The following is a 19,505-nucleotide window of genomic DNA, read 5'->3' as shown; positions in this document are numbered from 1 at the left end:
GGGACTGCAGGAATGTGTATGATGCTAAATTTAACATTAAAAAGTGTTTGTATAAAATATTTTTAATACAAGCGGTTAACTGCCTAAACACTACCTTTGTCGAAGTTTTTCCCGGTTAGAAATATAGCACATGGAACTTCAGGATTTATACAAAAAGGCGCAGCATTTCGAGTTTCTGACAGCTGCAGAAGGAGTTTACCTCTTTGAAAATGCACCGCTGGCAGAGTTGATGGAAATAGCCAACGAGTTACGGAAACAGCAGGTACCTCATGGAAAGGTAACCTGGCAGATAGACAGGAACGTAAATACCACCAATGTATGTACGGCCAACTGTAAGTTTTGCAATTTTTACCGCATTCCTGGCCACAAAGAGGCCTATATTACACCTATTGAAGAGTACAAAAAGAAGATTGAAGAAACGTTGAAGTACGGCGGCGACCAGCTGCTGTTGCAGGGGGGGCACCACCCTGAGCTGGGACTGGCTTTTTATGTGAACCTCTTCAAAGAGTTAAAACAATTATATCCGGAGCTGAAACTCCATACACTCGGGCCCCCCGAAGTAGCACACATCACCAAGCTGGAAAAAAGTACACATATTGAAGTATTGCGTGCTTTGAAAGAAGCTGGTATGGACAGCTTACCCGGGGCTGGCGCAGAAATACTGAATGACCGGGTACGCCGGTTGATTTCCAAAGGGAAATGTGGGGCACAGGAATGGCTGGACGTAATGCGGGCTGCACATAAACTGAACATTGCCTCCTCTGCTACTATGATGTTTGGTCACGTAGAAACCGTAATGGAGCGCTTTGAGCACCTGGTGGATATCCGTCAGGTACAGAGTGAAAAGCCGGAAGGCCACTATGGTTTCACCGCATTTATCCCTTGGACATTCCAGGATGTAGACACCTTACTGGCTAAGATCCGCGGAGTGCATAATATGACTACGGCGGAAGAATACATCCGTATGATTGCCCTCAGCCGTATTATGTTGCCGAATATTAAGAACATCCAGGCATCCTGGTTAACCGTAGGTAAGCAGGTAGCACAGCTCTGTTTGCATGCCGGCGCCAACGACTTTGGTTCGATTATGATTGAGGAAAACGTGGTAAGCGCTGCAGGTGCGCCACACCGGTTCACCTATTTATCCATGCAGGAGGCCATCCGTGAGGCTGGTTTCGAACCGCAACTGCGTACACAGCTTTACCAGTTCAGGGAACTTCCGGCATCGATTGAAGAGCAGGTAATTAATTATTAAGCGGAAAGCAAAAAGCTATCGTAGCGAGTGATTATAGCGGATAACTATCCGCATAGATCATCCGCTACGATAGCTTTTTGCTTTCTGCTTTCCGCTTTCAAAAAGAATTGTTAAAACTTCCATGTGGGTGTTACAAATGGCTGCTTTCTACGTCTAACAGGTAGAATTTTAATCAAACTAAAGGAGGGAATATGAAAAAGCTGGGTCTTATCATGGCAGGATTAGCAATCATGACCATGGCAGCCTGCTCAAGCACCAAAGTAACGTCTTCCTGGCGTTCCAATAATGCTCCGCAGCTGCAAAAGGATAACAAAATTATGGTGATGGCATTGGTACCTCAAAAAGATCGTACACTCCGTAGCCAGATGGAAAATTATACGGTATCTGAACTGAGAAGGAAAGGATATAACGCGGTATCTGCCTTACAGACTTATGGTCCACAGGAAATGGGAAAAATGACCGAAAAGCAGGTAGTTCAGCAATTGCAGGGAAGTGACGTAAACCAGGTCATGACTATTGTAATGCTGGATAAAGGCAGAGAAAGGACTTTTGTTCCCAACTACTCCCCATATGGTTATTATGGGTTTTGGCCTTATTACTCCATGTGGTATTCGAGGATGTACGCCCCGGGATATTTTACCTACAATATGAAATACCAGTGGGAAGGTAACTTGTATGATCTGAAAAGCGGACAATTGTTATACTCCGTGCAATCACAGTCTTTTGATCCACCAACAACAGAAAGGATGGCCATTTTGTATGCACAACGTGTAGTAAAGGATATGGCCAAACAGCAGTTATTGGCGAAACAATAACAGGGCTATTTATATAGCCTCTGAGAGATGCAGCAAGCAGGAGTTCCCTGCCTGCTGCATTTTTTTTATCGTCTATAACTAAATGCTGGTTGGATTTTACGTGAAATCGATGTATGTTTAACGCCCTTTATAAATCCAGCTATGTTCGAAGTCACGATCAATGAAAACATGTATCTGCGGCAACTGCAGGTACAAGATGCTTCCCTGGTGTATAAGCAGCTGGATGTATCCCGGAAAAGCCTAAGGAAATTTTTGCCCTGGGTGGACTATAATACCAATGAAGAACACTCTCTGCGTTTTATACAATTAATGCTGCGTAAGGCGGAAGAGCAAGAGGCGGTGGCGCTAGGCATATGGTATCAGCAGCAGCTTTGTGGTGTAATTGACTTGCATGGCTGGGATCATCAGCTACAAAAAGCTGAAATAGGTTATTGGATCGGGGAGTCCTTCCAGGGCAAAGGTATTGCCACGGCCGCCTGTAAAGGGCTTATATCTTTCGCGTTCAAGAAACTGCACCTGAATAAAATAGAAATCCGCTTTGTACTGCAAAATGAAAAAAGCGGGCAAATCCCAATCAAGCTGGGATTTGCCAAAGAAGGTATTTTGCGTCATAGCGCCAAACTCCACGGACAATATGTAGATATGGTGGTGATGGGAATTCTGCGCCAGGACTGGAAATATTAGCTTTTTGTACTTTGTCGCACCTTACTGTGCTTCTTCCCGTAAAACTGGTAAATAACCATGCCTATGGCCATCCAGATGATGAGCCGGAGCCATGTATCCCATGGTAAGAAGGCCATCATCACCGCACAGGTAAGGATTCCCATGATGGGAACGAAAGGTACCCACGGCGTTTTGAAAGCGCGCGGCGCATCGGGCATAGAATGCCGCATCATCCATACGCCACCGCATACAATTACAAAAGCCAGTAAAGTCCCGATGCTGGTCATCTCCCCTACTACCCTGATAGGTACCAGGGCTGCGAATAAGCTCACGAAAATACAGAAGAGAATATTCGATTTCCAGGGCGTGCGGTAACGGGGATGTACCTCAGAAAATATTTTCGGTAGCAATCCATCTTTAGACATGGAGTAGAATACCCGCGACTGGCCCCATAAATCCACCAGGATAACGGAGGTATACCCCACGATAATTGCTAATATAATCATCTGACCCAGCCATTTATACGGCGTATGCGCAATAGCGATAGCCACCGGCGCAGCGCTGTTTTTAAACGCCTGATAAGGGGCCAGGCCAGTAAGCACATGCGCAAAAAGAATGAATAGCACCGTACATACCGCCAGCGATCCCAGGATACCAATAGGCATATTGCGTCTTGGATTTTTGGTTTCCTGTGCGGCCGTACTTACAATATCAAAGCCCAGGTACACAAAGAAAATCACCCCGGCCCCTCTCAGGATGCCTGACACGCCAAATTCACCGAAAGTGCCGGTATTTTTAGGAATATAGGGAGTGAGGTTTGCTGGCTGTATGTATTTCCAGCCAAGGATAATGAAAACGAGTACCACACCAACCTTCAGCGATACTACCACTGCATTCCACAGGGCGGAGCCCTTGCTGCCTCGCATTAGTATCAACGACATCAGTATTACGACCAATGCCGCCGGCAGATTAAAATAGCCGTGCGTAGTGACGCCATTGGCCAGGGTAACGGTTTCAAAGGGTGAATGTACCAGTTGCGCCGGAAGATAGATCTGGTAGCGCGACAGAAATTCCACGAGGTAGTTCGACCAGCTGATAGCCACTGTAGCCGCTCCTACGGAAAATTCCAGCACCAGGTCCCAGCCTATAATCCAGGCTAGTTGCTCTCCCATAGTAGTATAGGCGTAAGTATATGCACTACCGGCTACGGGTATCATAGAGGCAAATTCGGCATAACAGAGGCCTGCAAAGGCACAGCCAACGCCCGCCACAATAAAGGAAAGGGTAACTGCCGGGCCTGCGTTGTTGCCGGCTGCTGGCCCGGTAAGGGAAAATAACCCGGCGCCAATGATTACGCCCAGCCCCAGCATTAAAAGCTGAAACCCATTCAGCGAACGCTTCAGGGTATGTGTGTTTTCACTGGCCGATTCGTCGAGCAGCCAGGACAGAGGTTTCTTGTAGTATTGCTTCATTATATTATCCTACTATTTTAGTGGACTAGTGCGCAAAAGTAGGATATTATTTATGAATTTACGGCTTTTGGATGCCGGCGTGTTAATTCCGCATCCAAAAGCCGTTATTCTCATATACTTATGCGATATCGCAGATTTCAATAGCCTGTGAAAGAGAGGCAATCTGGTCTTTATGTGCAGGGATAAACTCCTGTGCTACGTGACCTTTAAAACCCGTGTCATAGATTGCTTTCATGATGGCAGGGTAGTATAGTTCCTGGGTTTCGTCGATTTCATGGCGGCCTGGAACTCCCCCGGTATGGTAGTGGGCAATATATTCGTGGTGGTCGCGGATATTGCGGATAACATCTCCTTCCATGATCTGCATATGATAGATGTCGTAGAGTAACTTGAAGTTTGCAGAACCCACTGATTTACAAAGCGCTACGCCCCAAGCAGTATGGTCGCATTGGTAATCAGGGTGGTTTACTTTACTATTGAGCAGCTCCATTACCAGGGTCACTTTTTTCTTTTCGGCATAGCCGATGACCCGTTGCAGTCCTTTTGTACAGTTTTCAAGGCCTTGTTCATCACTCATTCCATTACGGTTACCGGAGAAGCAAATCAAATTGGTGAAGCCAGCTTTAGCGGTTTCATCGATATAGTGTTTGAAGTATTCTTCCAATTTGTCGTGGTGGGCAGGATTGTTAAACCCTTTCGTGATACCCCATTCAGGTCCGTTACTCGCCACCATGGCGGTAATCATGTCATTTTTCTTCAGAATGCTGAAATCTTTCGGGTCTACCAGGTCAATAGAGGGGATACCGATTTTTTTCGCGGCCTTGCACAGGTCGTCCAGTGGAATATTGTAACACCAGGCGCATACCGAGTGGTTGATTTTACCTTTCAACTTGTAATCAACTGCCTGCTCATGGGCAGATACCCTGTTGGACAGGGATGATAACGCGGTGGATGCTAAGGCCATGGAGGCAACTTTTTTGATCATATCGCGGCGTGAGTTTTCCTGGTGCATAAAAATGGTTTGCTTTTAAAGAGCCATCAATGTAGTCGAAATAATGCTTATTTGCAAGCCCCTGTTATCTTTTGGGGTGGAAAGGGAAAAATACGCATTTTGCTTTTTGCGTAGAACCAACGGCTGTTCTCCCACGTAAATATGATAACTTACAGATAGTATTCAAAATTGGTAAGTAATTTGTTTAAAATAGAGAAAAGCGGAGGTTGAAAATGCAAAAAAAGTATACTCCAAGTTTGTGGGTCTGCATATTGCTGGATTTAATAGGATGTGCCAGTTACGCGGTCCCGGTGTTGGGTGAGGCCAGTGATTTTATCTGGGCTCCTATTTCTGCTATTATTTTTTACCGTATGTTTGGCGGTTCTCCCCTTGCTACTTTTGGTAGTGTTTTTAACTTTATCGAGGAACTATTTCCGGGAACCGACTTTATCCCCACATTTACCATTGCGTGGGTATTGAAGCGGGTGATGGCCGGAAGGAGAACTACCGTTTCAACGCAATAGATGATTCACTAAAATAACTAAGGGCTTTCATTTTGCGGCTACCGCCACAAGGTGAAAGCCCTTCGCTCTTGGTGGGGGATTGCTTAGAAGCCGCCTCTCTGGCGGAATCCGCCGCCCCGTCCACCCGGGAAATTCATCATACGGGGACCTCTATCCCCCATTTTACCGTTATTGCCACCAAACTTATTCAGGAAGTAGGTGAAGCTGATCATGAAATATTGCTGCAGCACATTGCTTTGAGTATCCTGGATATAGTTGTCGGAAACGGAACGCGATACGCTGATATATTGTCTCAGTAAATCAAATCCCTGCACTTTAATCATCCCCTGCTTTTTAGGGAATACATACTTCGATACATTGGCGTTCCACATGGTAGAAGTAAGGTTATATCCTGCCTGGCGGCCACGGCTCATGGTACAGGTAACATCGGTGCCTATCATAAAGCCCAGCGGCAGGTTGATGTTGAAGTCGGTATTGATATTATAATCCAGGTAGCGGGTATCGCTCAGCGTGGATGCAGTTTTCTGCGTATAGCTGGTAGCGTTATAGTTTACACTACCACCCAGCGATACATCGAATAATTCCTTATACATATAGTTTACGTTGGCCGACTGCGACAACTGCAGTGTGTTGGTATAGCTGATCACGTTATTGCTGGCAATTACGTCGCGGCTGTAACTCACGGTAGTTCCGGTGTTCAGGTTCTGTCCGGGCGTTTTCGACAAGGGGATAGAATTATGCACCATTCCCCTGATGTTAAAATAGCCGTTGACGTTAATTGGCTTTACGGTCTGTTTCCCTGTTTTAGGATCCAGTGTAGTAGCGTTGATGATCCTGTTTACCGCATATGATCCGCTCAGGGAAGCAAACATACCCCGGAAAGTAATATTGTTAAACTGGTTATAATTAACGTTGAGGGAGTTGTTGAAAGTAGGCTTCAGATCAGGATTTCCCAATTGTACATACAACGGGTTACTGTTGTCTGGTACCGGCGCCAGCTGCTGAACTGAAGGTTGCTGGGTGCTGCCATTATAGTTGATTCGTAACCGTTTGTTTTTTGCAAACATATAGTTGAAAGACGCCTGAGGAGCGAAGTTGACGGTATGCTGCCTGATCAGGCTATCCTTACCGGTGCGGAAGGAGTGCGTCATATTATCAAGGTCGTTAAACAATACGTTTAGCCCAAATGAATAGTCATATTTTAGTTTGTTGGTGCGGAGCGACAAGCCAGCCTGCTGATTCACTGTATTGTTGGTGAAAGCGTTGCTGAGCGAGTCATTCATGATATTATAGTCGCCCTTACCTTCATCATAATCGTATGTATATTTTGTACTCTTGCTGTTGTATTTAGTGATACCGTAATTGGCTTCTACGTAACGGTCTTTTCCAACCGGCTCTGTATAGGTAACGTTTACACCTTCATTCCAGCTATCGGTATTGATATCATTACGCTGATTAAATGTTACTACGCTATCCGGGTTGAAATAGGTGATGCTCGATTTATTGAAATTCTGTTGTTGATTATTGCTGTTGCTATAGTTGAAATTGGCGCTGAGTGTACGGCCTGTCTTTTTAAATTTTTTACGGAAAAGCAGCGACCCGCCTATATTCTGGTTATTTCCTTGTCCGTCGTTATAGGTAATTCCCTTGTTGATGGTATCGTTTAAATTGTTGAGTAGCGATACGTTTTGTGTAACGCTGTAGCTATTCCCGTTAGTAAGCGAATAAGTAGGCGAAAAGATCAGGGAATGCAGGCTGTCGATGGTGTATTCCACGCGGGCAGAGAAGCGGTTATTGCTATTGTCTGTGAGCGAGGAAGAGTTGTTGTTATCGTAATTGGTATTAGGGTTTTTCAAGGAATCGACGGTAAATGTTTGCCTGGCTGTTTTCTGTTCTACGTTCAGTTTGGTATCATTAAAGAAATAGCTGCCATTTACGACCAGGTTTTTGCCAAAATCCTGGTTGAAGTTAAGTCCGGTGTTCCAGTTGCGGGTAATACCGGCATTGTTGCTGCTGCCGCCCAGGCCTTGTACCATCATACGCATACCTCCGCCTCCGCGGCCCCCTCCACGGCCTCCTCCGCCACCGGCAGAACTGAAGCTCATCTGGTCTTGCTGGGTATATCCCATGTTGTTAACGTTGTTGCCGCCGCCTAATAGTGACAGCTGTTGATTTTCCCGGAAGCGGTTTAAGCTGAGGGAAACACCGAAGCGGTCATCGGTACCGTAGCCTGCGGTGGCACGGCCAAACATGCCTTTCTTCTTATCTTTTTTAATAGTGATGTTGATTGTTTTCTCGGTTTGTCCGTCATCGATGCCGGTAAACTGTGCCTGATCAGACTTTTTATCGATCAGCTGTACTTTGTCGATGATATTAGCGGGCAGGTTCTTTGTCGCTAGTTTGGGATCGCTGCCGAAGAACGGTTTACCATCTACCAGCACTTTGGTAACGGTTTCGCCCTGGGCAGTGATGGCGCCGTCTTTGTCTACTGTAACGCCGGGCAGCTTTTTAAACAAGTCTTCCACCACAGCATTTTCGCGGGTTTTGAAGGCGTCGGCATTAAATTCGAGTGTATCTTTTTTTACTACAATAGGCGGCTTCTCGTCTACTATTTCTACGGTATTCAGGTTTACGCCTTTGCGTACCATGGGTATATTTCCCAGCGTAAGTTGTTGATGGTCGGTATTGATCTGTATGAATTTATTAACAGGCTTATAGCCCAGGAAGCTTACGTACAGGCGGTATGCGCCATTGGAGATATTGGTGATTTCAAAGTTTCCTTTGGTATCTGTCATCGAAGTACTAGCAACACTGGAGTCTTTTGCATTTAACAGTACAACGGTTGCGGCGGGCATGGCTTCCCTGGAAGTAGAATCAGTTAGTTGGCCTTTAATCTTTCCTTGTTGCGACTGAGCATGGGCATGAAGAATGCCCAAACTCAGTATCAACAAGAGTTGTAGAAGTTTTTTCATAAATGATATTAACAGGACAGGGGTAAGTTAGGATGAAAATTTACAATTGTGGTTGCCGCTTACGTAATTTCTCCATCTCTTGTCTCCTGATGTCTCTCATCTGTTCCTGGCTTACTTTTTCAGCACTGGCCGGCACGCCCAGGTCGGTGTCTGTAATGGGTTTCAGGCTAATGTTTTTGGCTGTAAATGCCCGTCTGCTGCCTTCGGCAGATAGAACAACTGCGTTACTATCGGGCAGTAACCCGTTTATTGGAGAGAATGCAAATGGCAATTCAGTGGTATACCAAACGGTGTAGGTATCGTCTTTTAGCTGGATGGTAGCCTTTTTACAGGTATAGCCGGCGATCTTTTTTGTTTTGTCGGTGGATTTGTTATTAGCGGTATAGATAAAATCTTCTTCGGTATAATATGTTTTCTTATCATCTCCGAAGGTGGTAAATACCTGGTCATATTTTTTGTTCGCCAGGTCTATGTATTGGGCATTATTACCCCGGAAGCCCATACCCCCGCCCATGCCTGGTCTGCGGAAATTGCGGGAGCTGGTATCTCCTTCCGGCCGTCGTCTGCCTGCGCCGCCAAAGTCGGGCCTTTCGGTGGTGAGTTTACCGAGGTTGTTGTTAAAAGTAAAGGTTTGTTTAAAGGTAATGACATCTGGGATTTGTGGTGCCTCGTTGCCATCCTCGCCGCCGCGCTGGAAGCCACGCATGCGTTCGGGGTCAGTTTTTGCGGTTACTTCGTATTCAATCGTGCCTGATTGCTGTGCCAATACGGGGCTGGCGGCAGATAGCAGCGTAGCTGCAAAGAATAAACGGATAGTTTGGTTCATACCTGGTTGTTTTTGTTGTACAAATGTGGTCGTTCGCTTTCATTTTTTGGGTTAAAAAGCTTTATTTACTGTTATTTACTGTTAAGGTCGAAGGGCAAGCGTTAATCTTCCTTATTTACTGTTAATTACTGTTAAGGAGTTGGCGGGTATTAGACCGCGATTGGATAGTTTTGTAAGGAGCTTAAAATTTTTCATGCGACAAAGAATCAGAAATATCCTCATCCTTATGTCTGTTTGTATACTGGGCATATTTCTGTTCCAGGGATACTGGTTGTATAACTCTTACAAACTAAGGGAAGAGCAGTTCAATAAAGAGATCAATGAATCGCTGAGAATGGCGGTGTTTAATAAGCAGTTTTCTGACGTGCGCCGCTATATCCGGTATTTTGGCAAGGATAAAGACTCCTTGAATTCGCCGATGCGGGGGGTAGCCGAGCAATTGGAGGAAATAGGTATGCCCAGGGGCAAGCGGTTTAAAGGCCATGCATTTTATCCGGGTCCGCCCCCTCCCCCTGAAGCCTTCCATGGCGACTCTAATGTGCGGGTATATGCCGATACCCTGGCCCGGCAAATTTCTGAGATCCTCATTACCAGCAACTTACATGACGATAGTACGAACATGAAGAAGCTGGATTCAGTATTCCGGGTGGAGCTGGCCAACCGGCAAATTGCAACTCCCTACAAGCTGGATACCTTCCATTACAGTTTTACCGGGCTGGGCCGGGAAACTTTCAGAGACAGTATCCGGCGCCGGGAGCCAAGGCAAACGGCAAAAATCCCTTTTAATCCTGCCAGCAACCTGTTTGTTCAGGCTACATTCGACTCTCCCCTGCAGTTTATATTACAGAAGATGATCTGGACCCTGCTCTCCTCCGTGGTGCTGCTGGTGCTGACCACACTCTGTTTTACCTATATGCTGAGAACCATCCTCAAACAAAAGAAGTTATCCGAGGTAAAGAGTGATTTTATCAACAACATGACGCATGAGCTGAAAACCCCGATTGCTACAGTATCAGCGGCAGTTGAGGCCATGCTTAACTTCAATGCTTTAAATGATCAGCGTAAAACCCAAACGTATCTCGACATTTCTAAAAATGAGCTGCAACGCTTGTCAGACCTGGTAGAGAAAGTGTTGCATATTGCCGCGGAAGAGAAGGAGGATATAGAACTTTTCCTGGAAGAAACCGACCTGAATGAAGTCATAGATAATATCTTATCGAATCATCAGCTGAAAGCGGGTAAGCAGCTGCAGCTACGCTATGACAACAACCTGGCCGGAAAGCTGGTGTATGTAGACAAGACGCATCTGGCTAATGCTATCAATAACCTGGTAGATAATGCCATCAAGTACTCCGGAGAACATGTACAGCTATATATTCAGACCAGCCTGGAAAACGGTATCCTGAAGATCCGGGTAAAAGACAATGGTATCGGCATTCCTAAAGTATACCAGGGTAGTATCTTTGATAAATTTTTCAGGGTGCCTACCGGCAACTTGCATAATGTAAAAGGATTTGGCTTAGGGTTGAGCTATGTGCAAAAAATAGTGGAAATGCATGGAGGCAGCATCCATGTGCAGAGCGAGCCGGAGAAAGGCAGTGAGTTTACGATTATTATTCCATCTGCATAGTATTAAATAGAGATTTATGGCAAAAGTATTATTGATAGAAGATGAAGTACAACTGGGACAAATAGTAAAAGACAGCCTGGAAATACGTGGATTTGAGATGTTGTATGCTGCCGATGGACGGGAAGGGCTTCGCTTGTATCAGCAGGAACATCCTGATGTGGTAGTACTGGATATTATGATGCCCAATATGGATGGATTTACTGTTACGGCGGAAATCCGTAAACAGGATAAGCTCACTCCCATCATCTTCCTGACGGCCAAATCCCAAACGGCTGATGTGGTGAAAGGCTTTGAGCTGGGAGGTAACGATTACCTGAAGAAGCCCTTCAGTATGGATGAGCTGATCGTTCGTATTACCGCGTTGCTGAAGCGTTTTGGAGATAACCCGGCAGGTCGTGAACTGGAAGAAGGTGCCGTGACTATAGGACAGTATGTATTTAATTATACCAAGCAAACCCTTGCCCGCAATAATTCCATCGAGTTTTTGTCGCACCGTGAAGCGGCTATCCTGCGCCGGTTGTATGATAACAAAAACGAAGTAATGGAGCGTAAAGCGGTGCTACTGGATCTCTGGGGCGATGATAACTTCTTTAATGCCCGCAGTATGGACGTTTTTATTACCAAACTTCGCCGGTATCTCAAAGATGATTCCCGTGTGCAGATCGTGAATATCCGCGGCGTGGGGTATAAGCTTATATTCTAGTGAACAGCTGTCATAGCAGGAGCTACTTCAAAGGTGATAAATACCCGGGTGCCCTTTACCGTATTTTCTTCTCCCGGGAGGTCAGTAATTTCAATATCAAACTGGGTGTGATACATAGATCTGTACAGTGTAGCCCTTTCCATGCATATTTCCATCCCCCTGGAATGGTGATTATTTGTTTTCAGTCCATCATGATGATATTGCAGGGCTTGTACCCGGCCTATACCGTTGTCGGTAACTTCGCAGGCGTAAAGGTTTGATTGCAGTTGTATCCACTGGATATGGAGTTGTCGGTCGGTTTCTTTATGCATTAGTCCGTGCCAGATAGCATTTTCCACAAAGGGTTGTACCAGCATACAGGGAACAGGCAGGGTGGCCGGGGAAATCCGGGGATCGGTTTTGAGAGTATACACAAAACCGTTATTGGTGCGGAGTTGCTCGAGTTTGAGGTATAGATCCAACATATCTGCTTCTTCCTGTAGAGAGATAAAGTTTTTGTCGGCCAGCATAAGTACTTTCCTGAGCAGTATGGCAAAACGGGAAATATATTCCTGTGCCAGGGAGGTTTCGCCGGTCATCAGCGCCGTGTAAATACCATTGAGGCAATTGAACAGAAAATGTGGATTTACCTGTGATTTGAGGCCGGATAATTTAAGTTCTGATAGTTGGCGACCCAACTGCAGCAGTTCATTTTCCTGTTGATTTATAAGGCGGGTAATGACAGCTTCGTTGCTTTTAAGAAGCAGGTAGCGGGAGCGGTAGCGCAGAAAAAGGAGAAAACAAACCGCCGCCACGGTTGCAGCCAGCAACAGCGTAGTTGTGTGAATGGTTATAGGCATAAAGCTCCTCAATTTGCTAGTGAAATTTACGCCTTTTCCGGGAAAATAAGCGTAGTGTTTAAACACGGGAGAATCGCTTATCTTTGTCGTTTATGGAACAGTTAGTACAGCAAATAGCAGCCTACAAAGAAGAAATTGCGGCTTTTACGCCTGCGGGCGCAGCGGATCTGGAACAGTACCGCATAAAATTCCTGGGTACAAAAGGTATCGTAAAAGCTCTTTTCGGGGAGATGAAGCAGGTACCGAATGACCGTAAGAAAGAATTTGGCCAGATATTAAACGAATTTAAACAACTCGCGGAATCCCGCTATGAGCAGTTCAGTGACCTGAAGGAATCTACCGGCGCGGACCAGGGCGATACAGACTATACTTTGCCGGCGGCGCCTCACCGGCTTGGTACCAGGCACCCTATCAGCCTGGTGCGCAATAAAATCATCCGGATTTTTGAGCGGCTTGGCTTTACCATTGCCGAGGGACCGGAAATTGAAGACGACTGGCACAACTTTACCGCGCTTAATTTGCCGGAGAACCACCCGGCCCGCGATATGCAGGATACTTTCTTCATCAGCAAGAATCCGGACTGGTTACTGCGTACCCAAACGTCTTCTGCCCAGGTAAGGGTAATGGAAGAAGGAAAGCTGCCTATCCGTATCATCAGCCCGGGAAGGGTATACCGTAACGAAACTATTTCTGCCCGTGCACACTGTTTCTTCCACCAGGTAGAGGGGTTGTACATAGACGAAAACGTTTCTTTTGCAGACCTTAAGCAAACACTGTATCATTTTGTACAGGAAATGTTTGGTGAAAATACCGGTATCCGTTTTCGTCCCTCCTACTTCCCATTTACAGAGCCCAGCGCTGAGATGGATATTGTATGCTTCATTTGCGGTGGTACCGGCTGCCCGGTATGTAAACAAACCGGCTGGGTAGAAATTCTCGGCTGCGGGATGGTACATCCAAAAGTGTTGGCCAACTGCGGTATTGACCCTGAAAAGTATACCGGCTTTGCTTTCGGGATGGGAATAGAACGTATTACCATGCTGAAATATCAGATTAAAGACTTACGCCTGTTTTCTGAAAACGATACCCGTTTCCTGGAACAGTTTGAAGGAGCGATATAGCTTTTAATAATAAGGCAACATGCAAAAAGGGGAAAGCACCAGGCTATTGTGGTGGATGATAAAGCAAAAATTATGATCTAAACAAGGGCCTTGCGTTTTCCCTTTCTGTTTGCCAGAAAATCTTCCGATGTGATTCAATCTATTGTAGTATGCGGCGCCGGTACTATGGGCGCCGGGATAGCACAAATAGCTGCCTATAGCGGATTTAATACGGTATTATTTGACATACAGCAGGAAGGCCTTCGCAAAGCCAGGACGCAGATAGAAAAGAGTCTGCATGCTGCGGTGGAAAAAGGAAAGCTGACGGAAGCAGATAAGCAGGTTGTATTGCAGAGGATCCGTTTCACCACCGATATGGAAGATTGTGTAGCCGACATGATCATAGAGGCCATCGTAGAAAAGGCCGCCGCCAAAACCACCCTATTTAACCAGTTGGCGGCCATTAATACTCCCGATACCATCTTCGCAACCAATACTTCTTCCCTGTCAATTTCCGAAATAGCTGAAACAGTAAACCATCCTTCGAGGGTGGTGGGCATGCATTTCTTTAACCCCGCCCACCTGATGAAGCTGGTGGAGGTGGTGAGTGGAAAACATACTGCTCCGGAAGTAGCCAACACGGTATTTGAGTTGGCCCTTAAAATGGGGAAGGTGCCGGTTAGAGTAAAAGATGCGCCGGGTTTTATAGTAAACAGGGTTGCCAGGCTTTATTACCTGGAGTCGATGCACCTGGCGGAGCAAGGGTTGGCGGATTTCAGTACGATTGATCAATTGCTGGAAAGCGCCGGCTTTAAAATGGGGCCTTTTGCATTAATGGACCTGATAGGCAATGATGTAAACCTGGCCGTTACACAATCGCTTTACGATGCCTTTCATCATGCGCCCCGCTTTAAACCAAATGTGCTGCAAGAGCAAAGGGTAAAAGACGGTAAGCTGGGACGCAAAACAGGATTGGGTTTTTACAGGTACGAACAATAGTTTGTTTTAGTATTTTTGGGCCTCTTTAGTAATAGAATTTAATCTTCATGATCTTAGTTACCGGTGGTACAGGTTTTTTAGGCAGTTATTTAATTCGGGCATTGGTGGCTGAAGGGAAACCTGTCAGGGCTTTGTACCGGCAACAACCTTCTCCCCGGTTGCAGGATCTTTCCGGCAAGATAGAATGGGTACAGGGCGACATACTGGATGTATGTTCACTGGAAGATGCGATGGCAGGTGTTAGCCAGGTATATCATTGTGCGGCAGTGGTATCCTTCCAGGCGGGGGATAAAGACCGGCTGATGAAGATTAACGTAGAAGGTACGGCCAACGTTGTAAATATGGCGCTGGATGCTGGCGTTAAAAAGTTGCTGTATGTAAGTTCTGTGGCTGCGATTGGAAGAGCAAAGGAAAACGCCGCGGTAAACGAGGAATGTGAATGGGAAGAGAGTAAAAACAATTCCCGTTACAGCGTCAGCAAGTTCCAGGGTGAGATGGAAATATGGAGAGGTATTGCAGAGGGATTGGATGCAGTGATTGTAAATCCGTCGATTATCCTGGGCGCGGGTTTCTGGAACGATGGTTCCGGGGCCCTTCTGAAGAATGCCTGGAAAGAATTTCCCTATTATACTGCCGGCGTAAATGGTTTTGTAGATGTAGAAGATGTGGTGGAGGTAATGATACGGTTGATGGACAGTGATATCAGCGAGGAGCGGTTTATTCTTTCTGCCGATAACTGGAGCTATCAGCAATTATTTACCACCATGGCCAGGGAATTGGGAAAGAAGCCCCCCCATATAGCTGCTAAGCCCTGGATGGCCGAGGTAGTATGGCGGATTGAGAAGATAAAGGGAATGCTCACAGGGAAGCATCCGCTGGTTACCAAAGAAACGGCACGTACTGCTCAGATGAAGGTTTATTATGAAAACAGGAAGGTATTAGACGCGTTGCCGGGGTTTCAGTTCCGGCCACTGGAAGATACCATTCAACATATTGCTGCCGCTTTTTTACAGGAGCGTACCGCTGCTCAATAACTTTATTGGAACAGGAAGGCGGCGATAGCAGCGGCCAGGGTTTTAGACATTTCTGTTTCCACATCCCGGCCTACCCATACCCGGGGTTTATCGCCAGGAATGACAGCCGCCACGAGTTGTCCGCGATATTGGAATTCATAGCATATATTTTCGTACGAATTTACCTTTCCGAAGCGCGAATGGGCGGTGACGCGTATATCCGTATCGGCACACCGGAGGATACCCACTGGTTTATCGTCGTTTAGTTCCAGGTAGTGAGGCGCTTTAACAATCATTTCCCAGCGTTTTAAAGGCTCATTTTTGGTGCCGTTGATCAGGGTGTAACGAATATCAGTACTACCCGGTAAACTGTTGAGCCAGCCCGGCAAATTGCGATTGCTGAAGGAAATGGCCGACGTGTTCATGGTTTGGATCAGGAGGTGTTCGCCGTTGCCGTTCAGGTAGAAATTAAAGGCGTTTTTCGGGTCTTTGATGAAGGTAGCTTCCGCTACTCCGTTTTTCCGGGAGGTGGTGGAATAAAGGCCAAAAGAGATGGTTTTAGCCGTTAGCCATCCATCTTTTATCTTGGTGGCCCATTCCTGGTCGTTGGTGTATAGTGAAGAGGTAGTTTGGGTCTTTTTGGTGGTAGTGCAGCTCCAAAGCAGCAAGGGGATAAAAACAGCGAGTAATTGCTTCATGAAGTGGGAGGTTTAAATTTTTGCGGGTCAATTTTCCGGAGATTTGTTTATCTGTATCACTGCGGATAAACAAATCTCCGGAGAGGGCTTACCTGATATCTTTTACTTTTTCCCATATTTCGGGAATGCGTTTGATCCAGCTGATTTCTTTCTTTTTTTCACGGGCATCGACTGCCGGGTAGCCGAAGTATACTTTACCGCCTTCCAGGGAAGAAGGTACCCCGCTTTGCGCCATTACCACGGCGCCTTTTCCGATGGTGAGATCTTTATTCACACCTACCTGTCCCCAAAGGATCACATTGTCTTCAATTTTGGCTTTACCAGCAATACCCACCTGGGCAGCGATCAGGCAGTTTCTGCCTACCACGGTGCCATGTCCGATGTGGATCATGTTATCCAGTTTAGTACCGCGGCCAATGATGGTGTCGCCACTTACGCCTTTGTCGATGGTACAGCCGGCGCCTATTTCTACATCGTCTTCGATGATAACTCTGCCGCAGCTTTCCAGCTTGTCATAAATCACTTCCCGGTCGGCCCTTTTCTTGAAGTAAAATGCATCCGCGCCCAGCACCGTTCCCGCGTGGATAATTACATTATCGCCGATCACAGCATGGTCGTAGATGGTTACACCGGGATGAATAAGACAGTTACGTCCTATCCGTACATGGTTGCCAACAAATACGTTGGGCTGCACAATGGTCCCCTCTCCTATCACTGCTGTGTCGCTGATGGCTTTGGTAGCCGGCTCAAATGGTCTGAATTTTTTCACCAGTTTTACATAGGCACTGAACGGGTCGTCCAATACTAAAAGTGCTTTTCCTTCCGGGCACTCTACCTTCTTGTTGATGATGATAATGGTAGCTGCTGATTGTAAGCTGGCGTTATAGTATTTTTCAAAGTCAACGAAGGAGATATCTCCCGGTGTTACCTTGTGTATTTCGTTGAGACCAGTAGCCATTAATTGGTCGTTGCCAACCAGCTCTGCGCCTATATATGCTGCTATTTCAGTTACTGCAACAGGTGCTTCGAACTTCATATACTCTGAATTATTGAATAATGTTAAAGAGCAACAAAGGTAGTAAATCAACAATTGCTTCCATCAAAATATGGAGGGATGATGACGATAAAAAAGGTGTTTTTGATAACCGTTATCCACAATTATTTTAGTAGTGTGAATAAAATTTTTTGTAAATTTTTTCTTTTGTGATGAAATTCTTTTTAATATTGTGTAGGGAATTTTGTTTCCCTGTACTTACTAACCCATTCACATAATAAGAAAGTCTGATTGTTAAAGCAGTCAGACTTTTTTTATTGCCTTTGAAATCCGCATGAATAAAGCGTTACAGCGAATTGCTATTTTCACTCACGCAAATCCATCTCCTTTTCATCATTACTTTTTTACCATTTTCCGGGGATGAAACCCGAGGTAGCATTACCGGTTAGTTTTATGTTTTTGGAAGATTCCACCCCCTTCCGGGGAAAAAATGTGCCGGGACCGGCCGATTATTTTATCACCATAACGGGTGTTTCGTAGTTTGAGTAATAGCCGAATGACGCAGGTGTCGTTTTACTTCAGATATTTTCAATTTTATACCACTCCACACCCCGTTATGATGATGCATATCAGCATGGAATCCGGACCCCTATATTGCTTTGCTAAATAATTGTGAATGTGGTACTTGTCGCCACAGCCGGGCGTCGAAAGCCATGCATATGTTGCGTATAAATGGCTTGCCTTTGGCAGTTACCTGTACTTTTTGGGGAGTTACTAATACCAGCTCGTCCCGCTCCAGTTCCTGCAATCTTTGCAGGCCATCTATTACGGCGTCGCATTGCGTATCTTCCCGGCGCCAGGTGGTTTCAAAGTGGCACATCAGGTTGTGAATATGTTTCCTCAGGAGCAGGTCTTCGTCGCTCAGTATATGTCCGCGTACTATCGGAAACTCACCTTTGTTAACCAGCTCCTCATAGGCGTTTACCTGTTTCTCATTTTGTACATACGCGTACCAGTTATCACCAATGGAAGAGGCGCCCAGCCCTATCAGCAGCGATGTATGGGAAACGGTATACCCCATGAAGTTGCGATGCAGGTTTCCCTGTTCAAAAGCTTTGTGCAGGGCTTCGCCAGGCAGGGCAAAATGATCCATTCCTATCTCTGTATATCCATTACTGTCGAAAAGCAACTTGCCCAGTTCATACAGTTGGCGTTTCTCTTCATCCTTGGGTAAATCGTCTTCTGTATATCTACGCTGTCCGGTTCCCTTAATCCAGGGTACGTGTGCATAGCTGTAGAAAGAGATCCTGTCGGGCCGTAGCCGCACCACCTTATCAATGGTGTGCTGCATGCTTGTAAGAGTCTGTAATGGCAGTCCATAGATAAGATCGAAGTTGATGGAGGTGAAACCGATCTTCCTGGCGTTCTCTACTACAGAGGCTACCATGCCGAATGGTTGCAAACGGTTGATGATTTCCTGTACCCGCATATCGAAGTCCTGGATGCCCAGGCTGATTCTGCGAAACCCCAGGTTGTATAACGATTGTAAATGTTCCGGTGTAGTATTGCCCGGGTGTCCTTCAAAGCTCAGGCAGGCATCGGGTAGTAATTCAGCCTGGCTGTAGATGCCATTCAGCAGTGTGGTTAAATGTCCGGCACTAAAGAAGGTAGGCGTACCTCCGCCCAGGTGAATCTCGCGGATGCGGGGCTTGCTGCCGAAGGTGCTTACGTACAGTTGCCATTCCTTCAGTAACGCTTCGATATAAGGACCTTCCACCGCATGGTTTACCGTAATGTATTTATTACAGCCACAATAGGTGCACAGGCTTTCGCAGAACGGCAGGTGTATGTAAATGCTGATACCGTCCCGGTGATTAGACTCCTGGAAAGATTTTTTTAGCAATGCTTTCCATTTGTCGGCGTCAAAGCTGCTTTCTTCCCAATAAGGAACCGTAGGATAGCTGGTATATCGCGGTGCGGCTACATTATATTTAGTGATGAGGCTCATGAT

17 protein-coding genes are annotated in these 19,505 nt (G+C 46.0%); 9 read left to right on the top strand and 8 right to left on the bottom strand.

The genetic code is table 11. The features are described 5' to 3' along the window. The first annotated feature begins 130 nt into the window (after window positions 1-130). From mqnC to HGH90_RS19560, 3 genes are all read left to right on the top strand, one after another. Window positions 131-1,255 carry a cyclic dehypoxanthinyl futalosine synthase gene (gene mqnC, locus HGH90_RS19570; protein ID WP_168764933.1) on the top strand — a complete coding sequence of 375 codons (1,125 nt, stop codon included), beginning with the start codon at window positions 131-133 and terminating at the stop codon, window positions 1,253-1,255. Window positions 1,256-1,467: 212 nt separating this feature from the next. After that, on the top strand, window positions 1,468-2,070 hold the full coding sequence (locus HGH90_RS19565; RefSeq protein WP_168764932.1) for a hypothetical protein: 603 nt from the start codon (window positions 1,468-1,470) through the stop codon (window positions 2,068-2,070). 141 nt (window positions 2,071-2,211) lie between these two features. Then, window positions 2,212-2,754, top strand: a complete 543-nt coding sequence (locus HGH90_RS19560) for a GNAT family N-acetyltransferase (protein WP_168764931.1) — start codon at window positions 2,212-2,214, stop codon at window positions 2,752-2,754. Here HGH90_RS19560 and HGH90_RS19555 read toward each other — a convergent pair. Then, window positions 2,751-4,205 (bottom strand): amino acid permease, encoded by a 1,455-nt coding sequence (locus tag HGH90_RS19555; protein ID WP_169191742.1) that lies wholly within the window; start codon window positions 4,203-4,205, stop codon window positions 2,751-2,753. The two genes, HGH90_RS19560 and HGH90_RS19555, sit on opposite strands and share 4 nt — an antisense overlap. A 118-nt stretch (window positions 4,206-4,323) precedes the next feature. Further along, window positions 4,324-5,217, bottom strand: a complete 894-nt coding sequence (locus HGH90_RS19550; protein WP_168764929.1) for a hydroxypyruvate isomerase family protein — start codon at window positions 5,215-5,217, stop codon at window positions 4,324-4,326. 212 nt (window positions 5,218-5,429) lie between these two features. Between HGH90_RS19550 and HGH90_RS19545 the strand changes: the two genes are divergently transcribed. Continuing rightward, a complete protein-coding gene (locus HGH90_RS19545; RefSeq protein WP_168764928.1) occupies window positions 5,430-5,720 on the top strand; it encodes a hypothetical protein in 291 nt (96 codons plus the stop codon). 83 nt (window positions 5,721-5,803) lie between these two features. Here HGH90_RS19545 and HGH90_RS19540 read toward each other — a convergent pair whose 3' ends face one another. After that, a complete protein-coding gene (locus HGH90_RS19540; RefSeq protein ID WP_169191741.1) occupies window positions 5,804-8,692 on the bottom strand; it encodes a TonB-dependent receptor in 2,889 nt (962 codons plus the stop codon). A 40-nt stretch (window positions 8,693-8,732) separates the two neighbouring features. After that, window positions 8,733-9,518, bottom strand: coding sequence for a GLPGLI family protein (locus tag HGH90_RS19535; protein WP_168764926.1), 786 nt, complete (start codon window positions 9,516-9,518; stop codon window positions 8,733-8,735). Window positions 9,519-9,711: 193 nt separating this feature from the next. Here HGH90_RS19535 and HGH90_RS19530 point away from each other — a divergent pair, with 193 nt between their 5' ends. Together HGH90_RS19530 and HGH90_RS19525 are read left to right on the top strand one after the other, a co-directional pair. After that, window positions 9,712-11,148, top strand: a complete 1,437-nt coding sequence (locus tag HGH90_RS19530) for a sensor histidine kinase (protein WP_168764925.1) — start codon at window positions 9,712-9,714, stop codon at window positions 11,146-11,148. Between the two features lie 16 nt (window positions 11,149-11,164). After that, a complete protein-coding gene (locus HGH90_RS19525) occupies window positions 11,165-11,851 on the top strand; it encodes a response regulator transcription factor (protein ID WP_168764924.1) in 687 nt (228 codons plus the stop codon). On the opposite strand, the gene HGH90_RS19520 is transcribed toward HGH90_RS19525, so the two are convergent. Continuing rightward, window positions 11,848-12,690 carry a sensor histidine kinase gene (locus tag HGH90_RS19520; RefSeq protein ID WP_169191740.1) on the bottom strand — a complete coding sequence of 281 codons (843 nt, stop codon included), beginning with the start codon at window positions 12,688-12,690 and terminating at the stop codon, window positions 11,848-11,850. The genes HGH90_RS19525 and HGH90_RS19520 overlap by 4 nt on opposite strands. Before the next feature lie 92 nt (window positions 12,691-12,782). On the opposite strand from HGH90_RS19520, the gene pheS reads away from it, so the two are divergent. The 3 genes from pheS to HGH90_RS19505 all read left to right on the top strand — a co-directional run bounded on the left by pheS (window position 12,783) and on the right by HGH90_RS19505 (window position 15,823). Continuing rightward, entirely contained in the window at window positions 12,783-13,811 is a 1,029-nt protein-coding gene (gene pheS, locus HGH90_RS19515; RefSeq protein WP_168764922.1) for a phenylalanine--tRNA ligase subunit alpha, read from the top strand. 129 nt (window positions 13,812-13,940) lie between these two features. Further along, complete coding sequence (locus HGH90_RS19510) at window positions 13,941-14,789, top strand: 3-hydroxyacyl-CoA dehydrogenase family protein (protein WP_317166164.1); 849 nt, start codon at window positions 13,941-13,943, stop codon at window positions 14,787-14,789. 47 nt (window positions 14,790-14,836) lie between these two features. Further along, window positions 14,837-15,823 carry an NAD-dependent epimerase/dehydratase family protein gene (locus HGH90_RS19505; RefSeq protein WP_168764921.1) on the top strand — a complete coding sequence of 329 codons (987 nt, stop codon included), beginning with the start codon at window positions 14,837-14,839 and terminating at the stop codon, window positions 15,821-15,823. Window positions 15,824-15,825: 2 nt separating this feature from the next. Here the strand turns inward: HGH90_RS19505 and HGH90_RS19500 are convergent, their stop codons facing one another. From HGH90_RS19500 to hemN, 3 genes are all read right to left on the bottom strand, one after another. Further along, on the bottom strand, window positions 15,826-16,500 hold the full coding sequence (locus HGH90_RS19500; protein WP_168764920.1) for a hypothetical protein: 675 nt from the start codon (window positions 16,498-16,500) through the stop codon (window positions 15,826-15,828). A gap of 88 nt (window positions 16,501-16,588) precedes the next feature. Then, window positions 16,589-17,536 (bottom strand): UDP-3-O-(3-hydroxymyristoyl)glucosamine N-acyltransferase, encoded by a 948-nt coding sequence (locus HGH90_RS19495; protein WP_168764919.1) that lies wholly within the window; start codon window positions 17,534-17,536, stop codon window positions 16,589-16,591. A gap of 607 nt (window positions 17,537-18,143) precedes the next feature. Continuing rightward, entirely contained in the window at window positions 18,144-19,502 is a 1,359-nt protein-coding gene (hemN, locus tag HGH90_RS19490; protein WP_168764918.1) for an oxygen-independent coproporphyrinogen III oxidase, read from the bottom strand. Window positions 19,503-19,505 lie beyond the last annotated feature (3 nt).

Origin of the sequence: Chitinophaga sp. Ak27 (genome assembly GCF_012726295.1) — a bacterium.
Classification (GTDB): Bacteria; Bacteroidota; Bacteroidia; order Chitinophagales; family Chitinophagaceae; genus Chitinophaga.
Note: the sequence above shows the minus strand (reverse complement) of the source record. Positions and strands in the feature narration are given on the sequence as shown.

Bases quoted from the DNA above. Each gene is read 5' to 3' on its own strand.
- mqnC (WP_168764933.1), top strand. From the start codon at position 131: ATGGAACTTCAGGATTTATACAAAAAGGCGCAGCATTTCGAGTTTCTG.
- HGH90_RS19565 (WP_168764932.1), top strand. From the start codon at position 1,468: ATGGCAGGATTAGCAATCATGACCATGGCAGCCTGCTCAAGCACCAAA.
- HGH90_RS19555 (WP_169191742.1), bottom strand. From the start codon at position 4,205: ATGAAGCAATACTACAAGAAACCTCTGTCCTGGCTGCTCGACGAATCG.
- HGH90_RS19530 (WP_168764925.1), top strand. From the start codon at position 9,712: ATGCGACAAAGAATCAGAAATATCCTCATCCTTATGTCTGTTTGTATA.
- HGH90_RS19535 (WP_168764926.1), bottom strand. From the start codon at position 9,518: ATGAACCAAACTATCCGTTTATTCTTTGCAGCTACGCTGCTATCTGCC.
- HGH90_RS19505 (WP_168764921.1), top strand. From the start codon at position 14,837: ATGATCTTAGTTACCGGTGGTACAGGTTTTTTAGGCAGTTATTTAATT.
- HGH90_RS19495 (WP_168764919.1), bottom strand. From the start codon at position 17,536: ATGAAGTTCGAAGCACCTGTTGCAGTAACTGAAATAGCAGCATATATA.
- HGH90_RS19560 (WP_168764931.1), top strand. From the start codon at position 2,212: ATGTTCGAAGTCACGATCAATGAAAACATGTATCTGCGGCAACTGCAG.
- hemN (WP_168764918.1), bottom strand. From the start codon at position 19,502: ATGAGCCTCATCACTAAATATAATGTAGCCGCACCGCGATATACCAGC.
- pheS (WP_168764922.1), top strand. From the start codon at position 12,783: ATGGAACAGTTAGTACAGCAAATAGCAGCCTACAAAGAAGAAATTGCG.
- HGH90_RS19525 (WP_168764924.1), top strand. From the start codon at position 11,165: ATGGCAAAAGTATTATTGATAGAAGATGAAGTACAACTGGGACAAATA.
- HGH90_RS19540 (WP_169191741.1), bottom strand. From the start codon at position 8,692: ATGAAAAAACTTCTACAACTCTTGTTGATACTGAGTTTGGGCATTCTT.
- HGH90_RS19500 (WP_168764920.1), bottom strand. From the start codon at position 16,500: ATGAAGCAATTACTCGCTGTTTTTATCCCCTTGCTGCTTTGGAGCTGC.
- HGH90_RS19550 (WP_168764929.1), bottom strand. From the start codon at position 5,217: ATGCACCAGGAAAACTCACGCCGCGATATGATCAAAAAAGTTGCCTCC.
- HGH90_RS19545 (WP_168764928.1), top strand. From the start codon at position 5,430: ATGCAAAAAAAGTATACTCCAAGTTTGTGGGTCTGCATATTGCTGGAT.
- HGH90_RS19520 (WP_169191740.1), bottom strand. From the start codon at position 12,690: ATGCCTATAACCATTCACACAACTACGCTGTTGCTGGCTGCAACCGTG.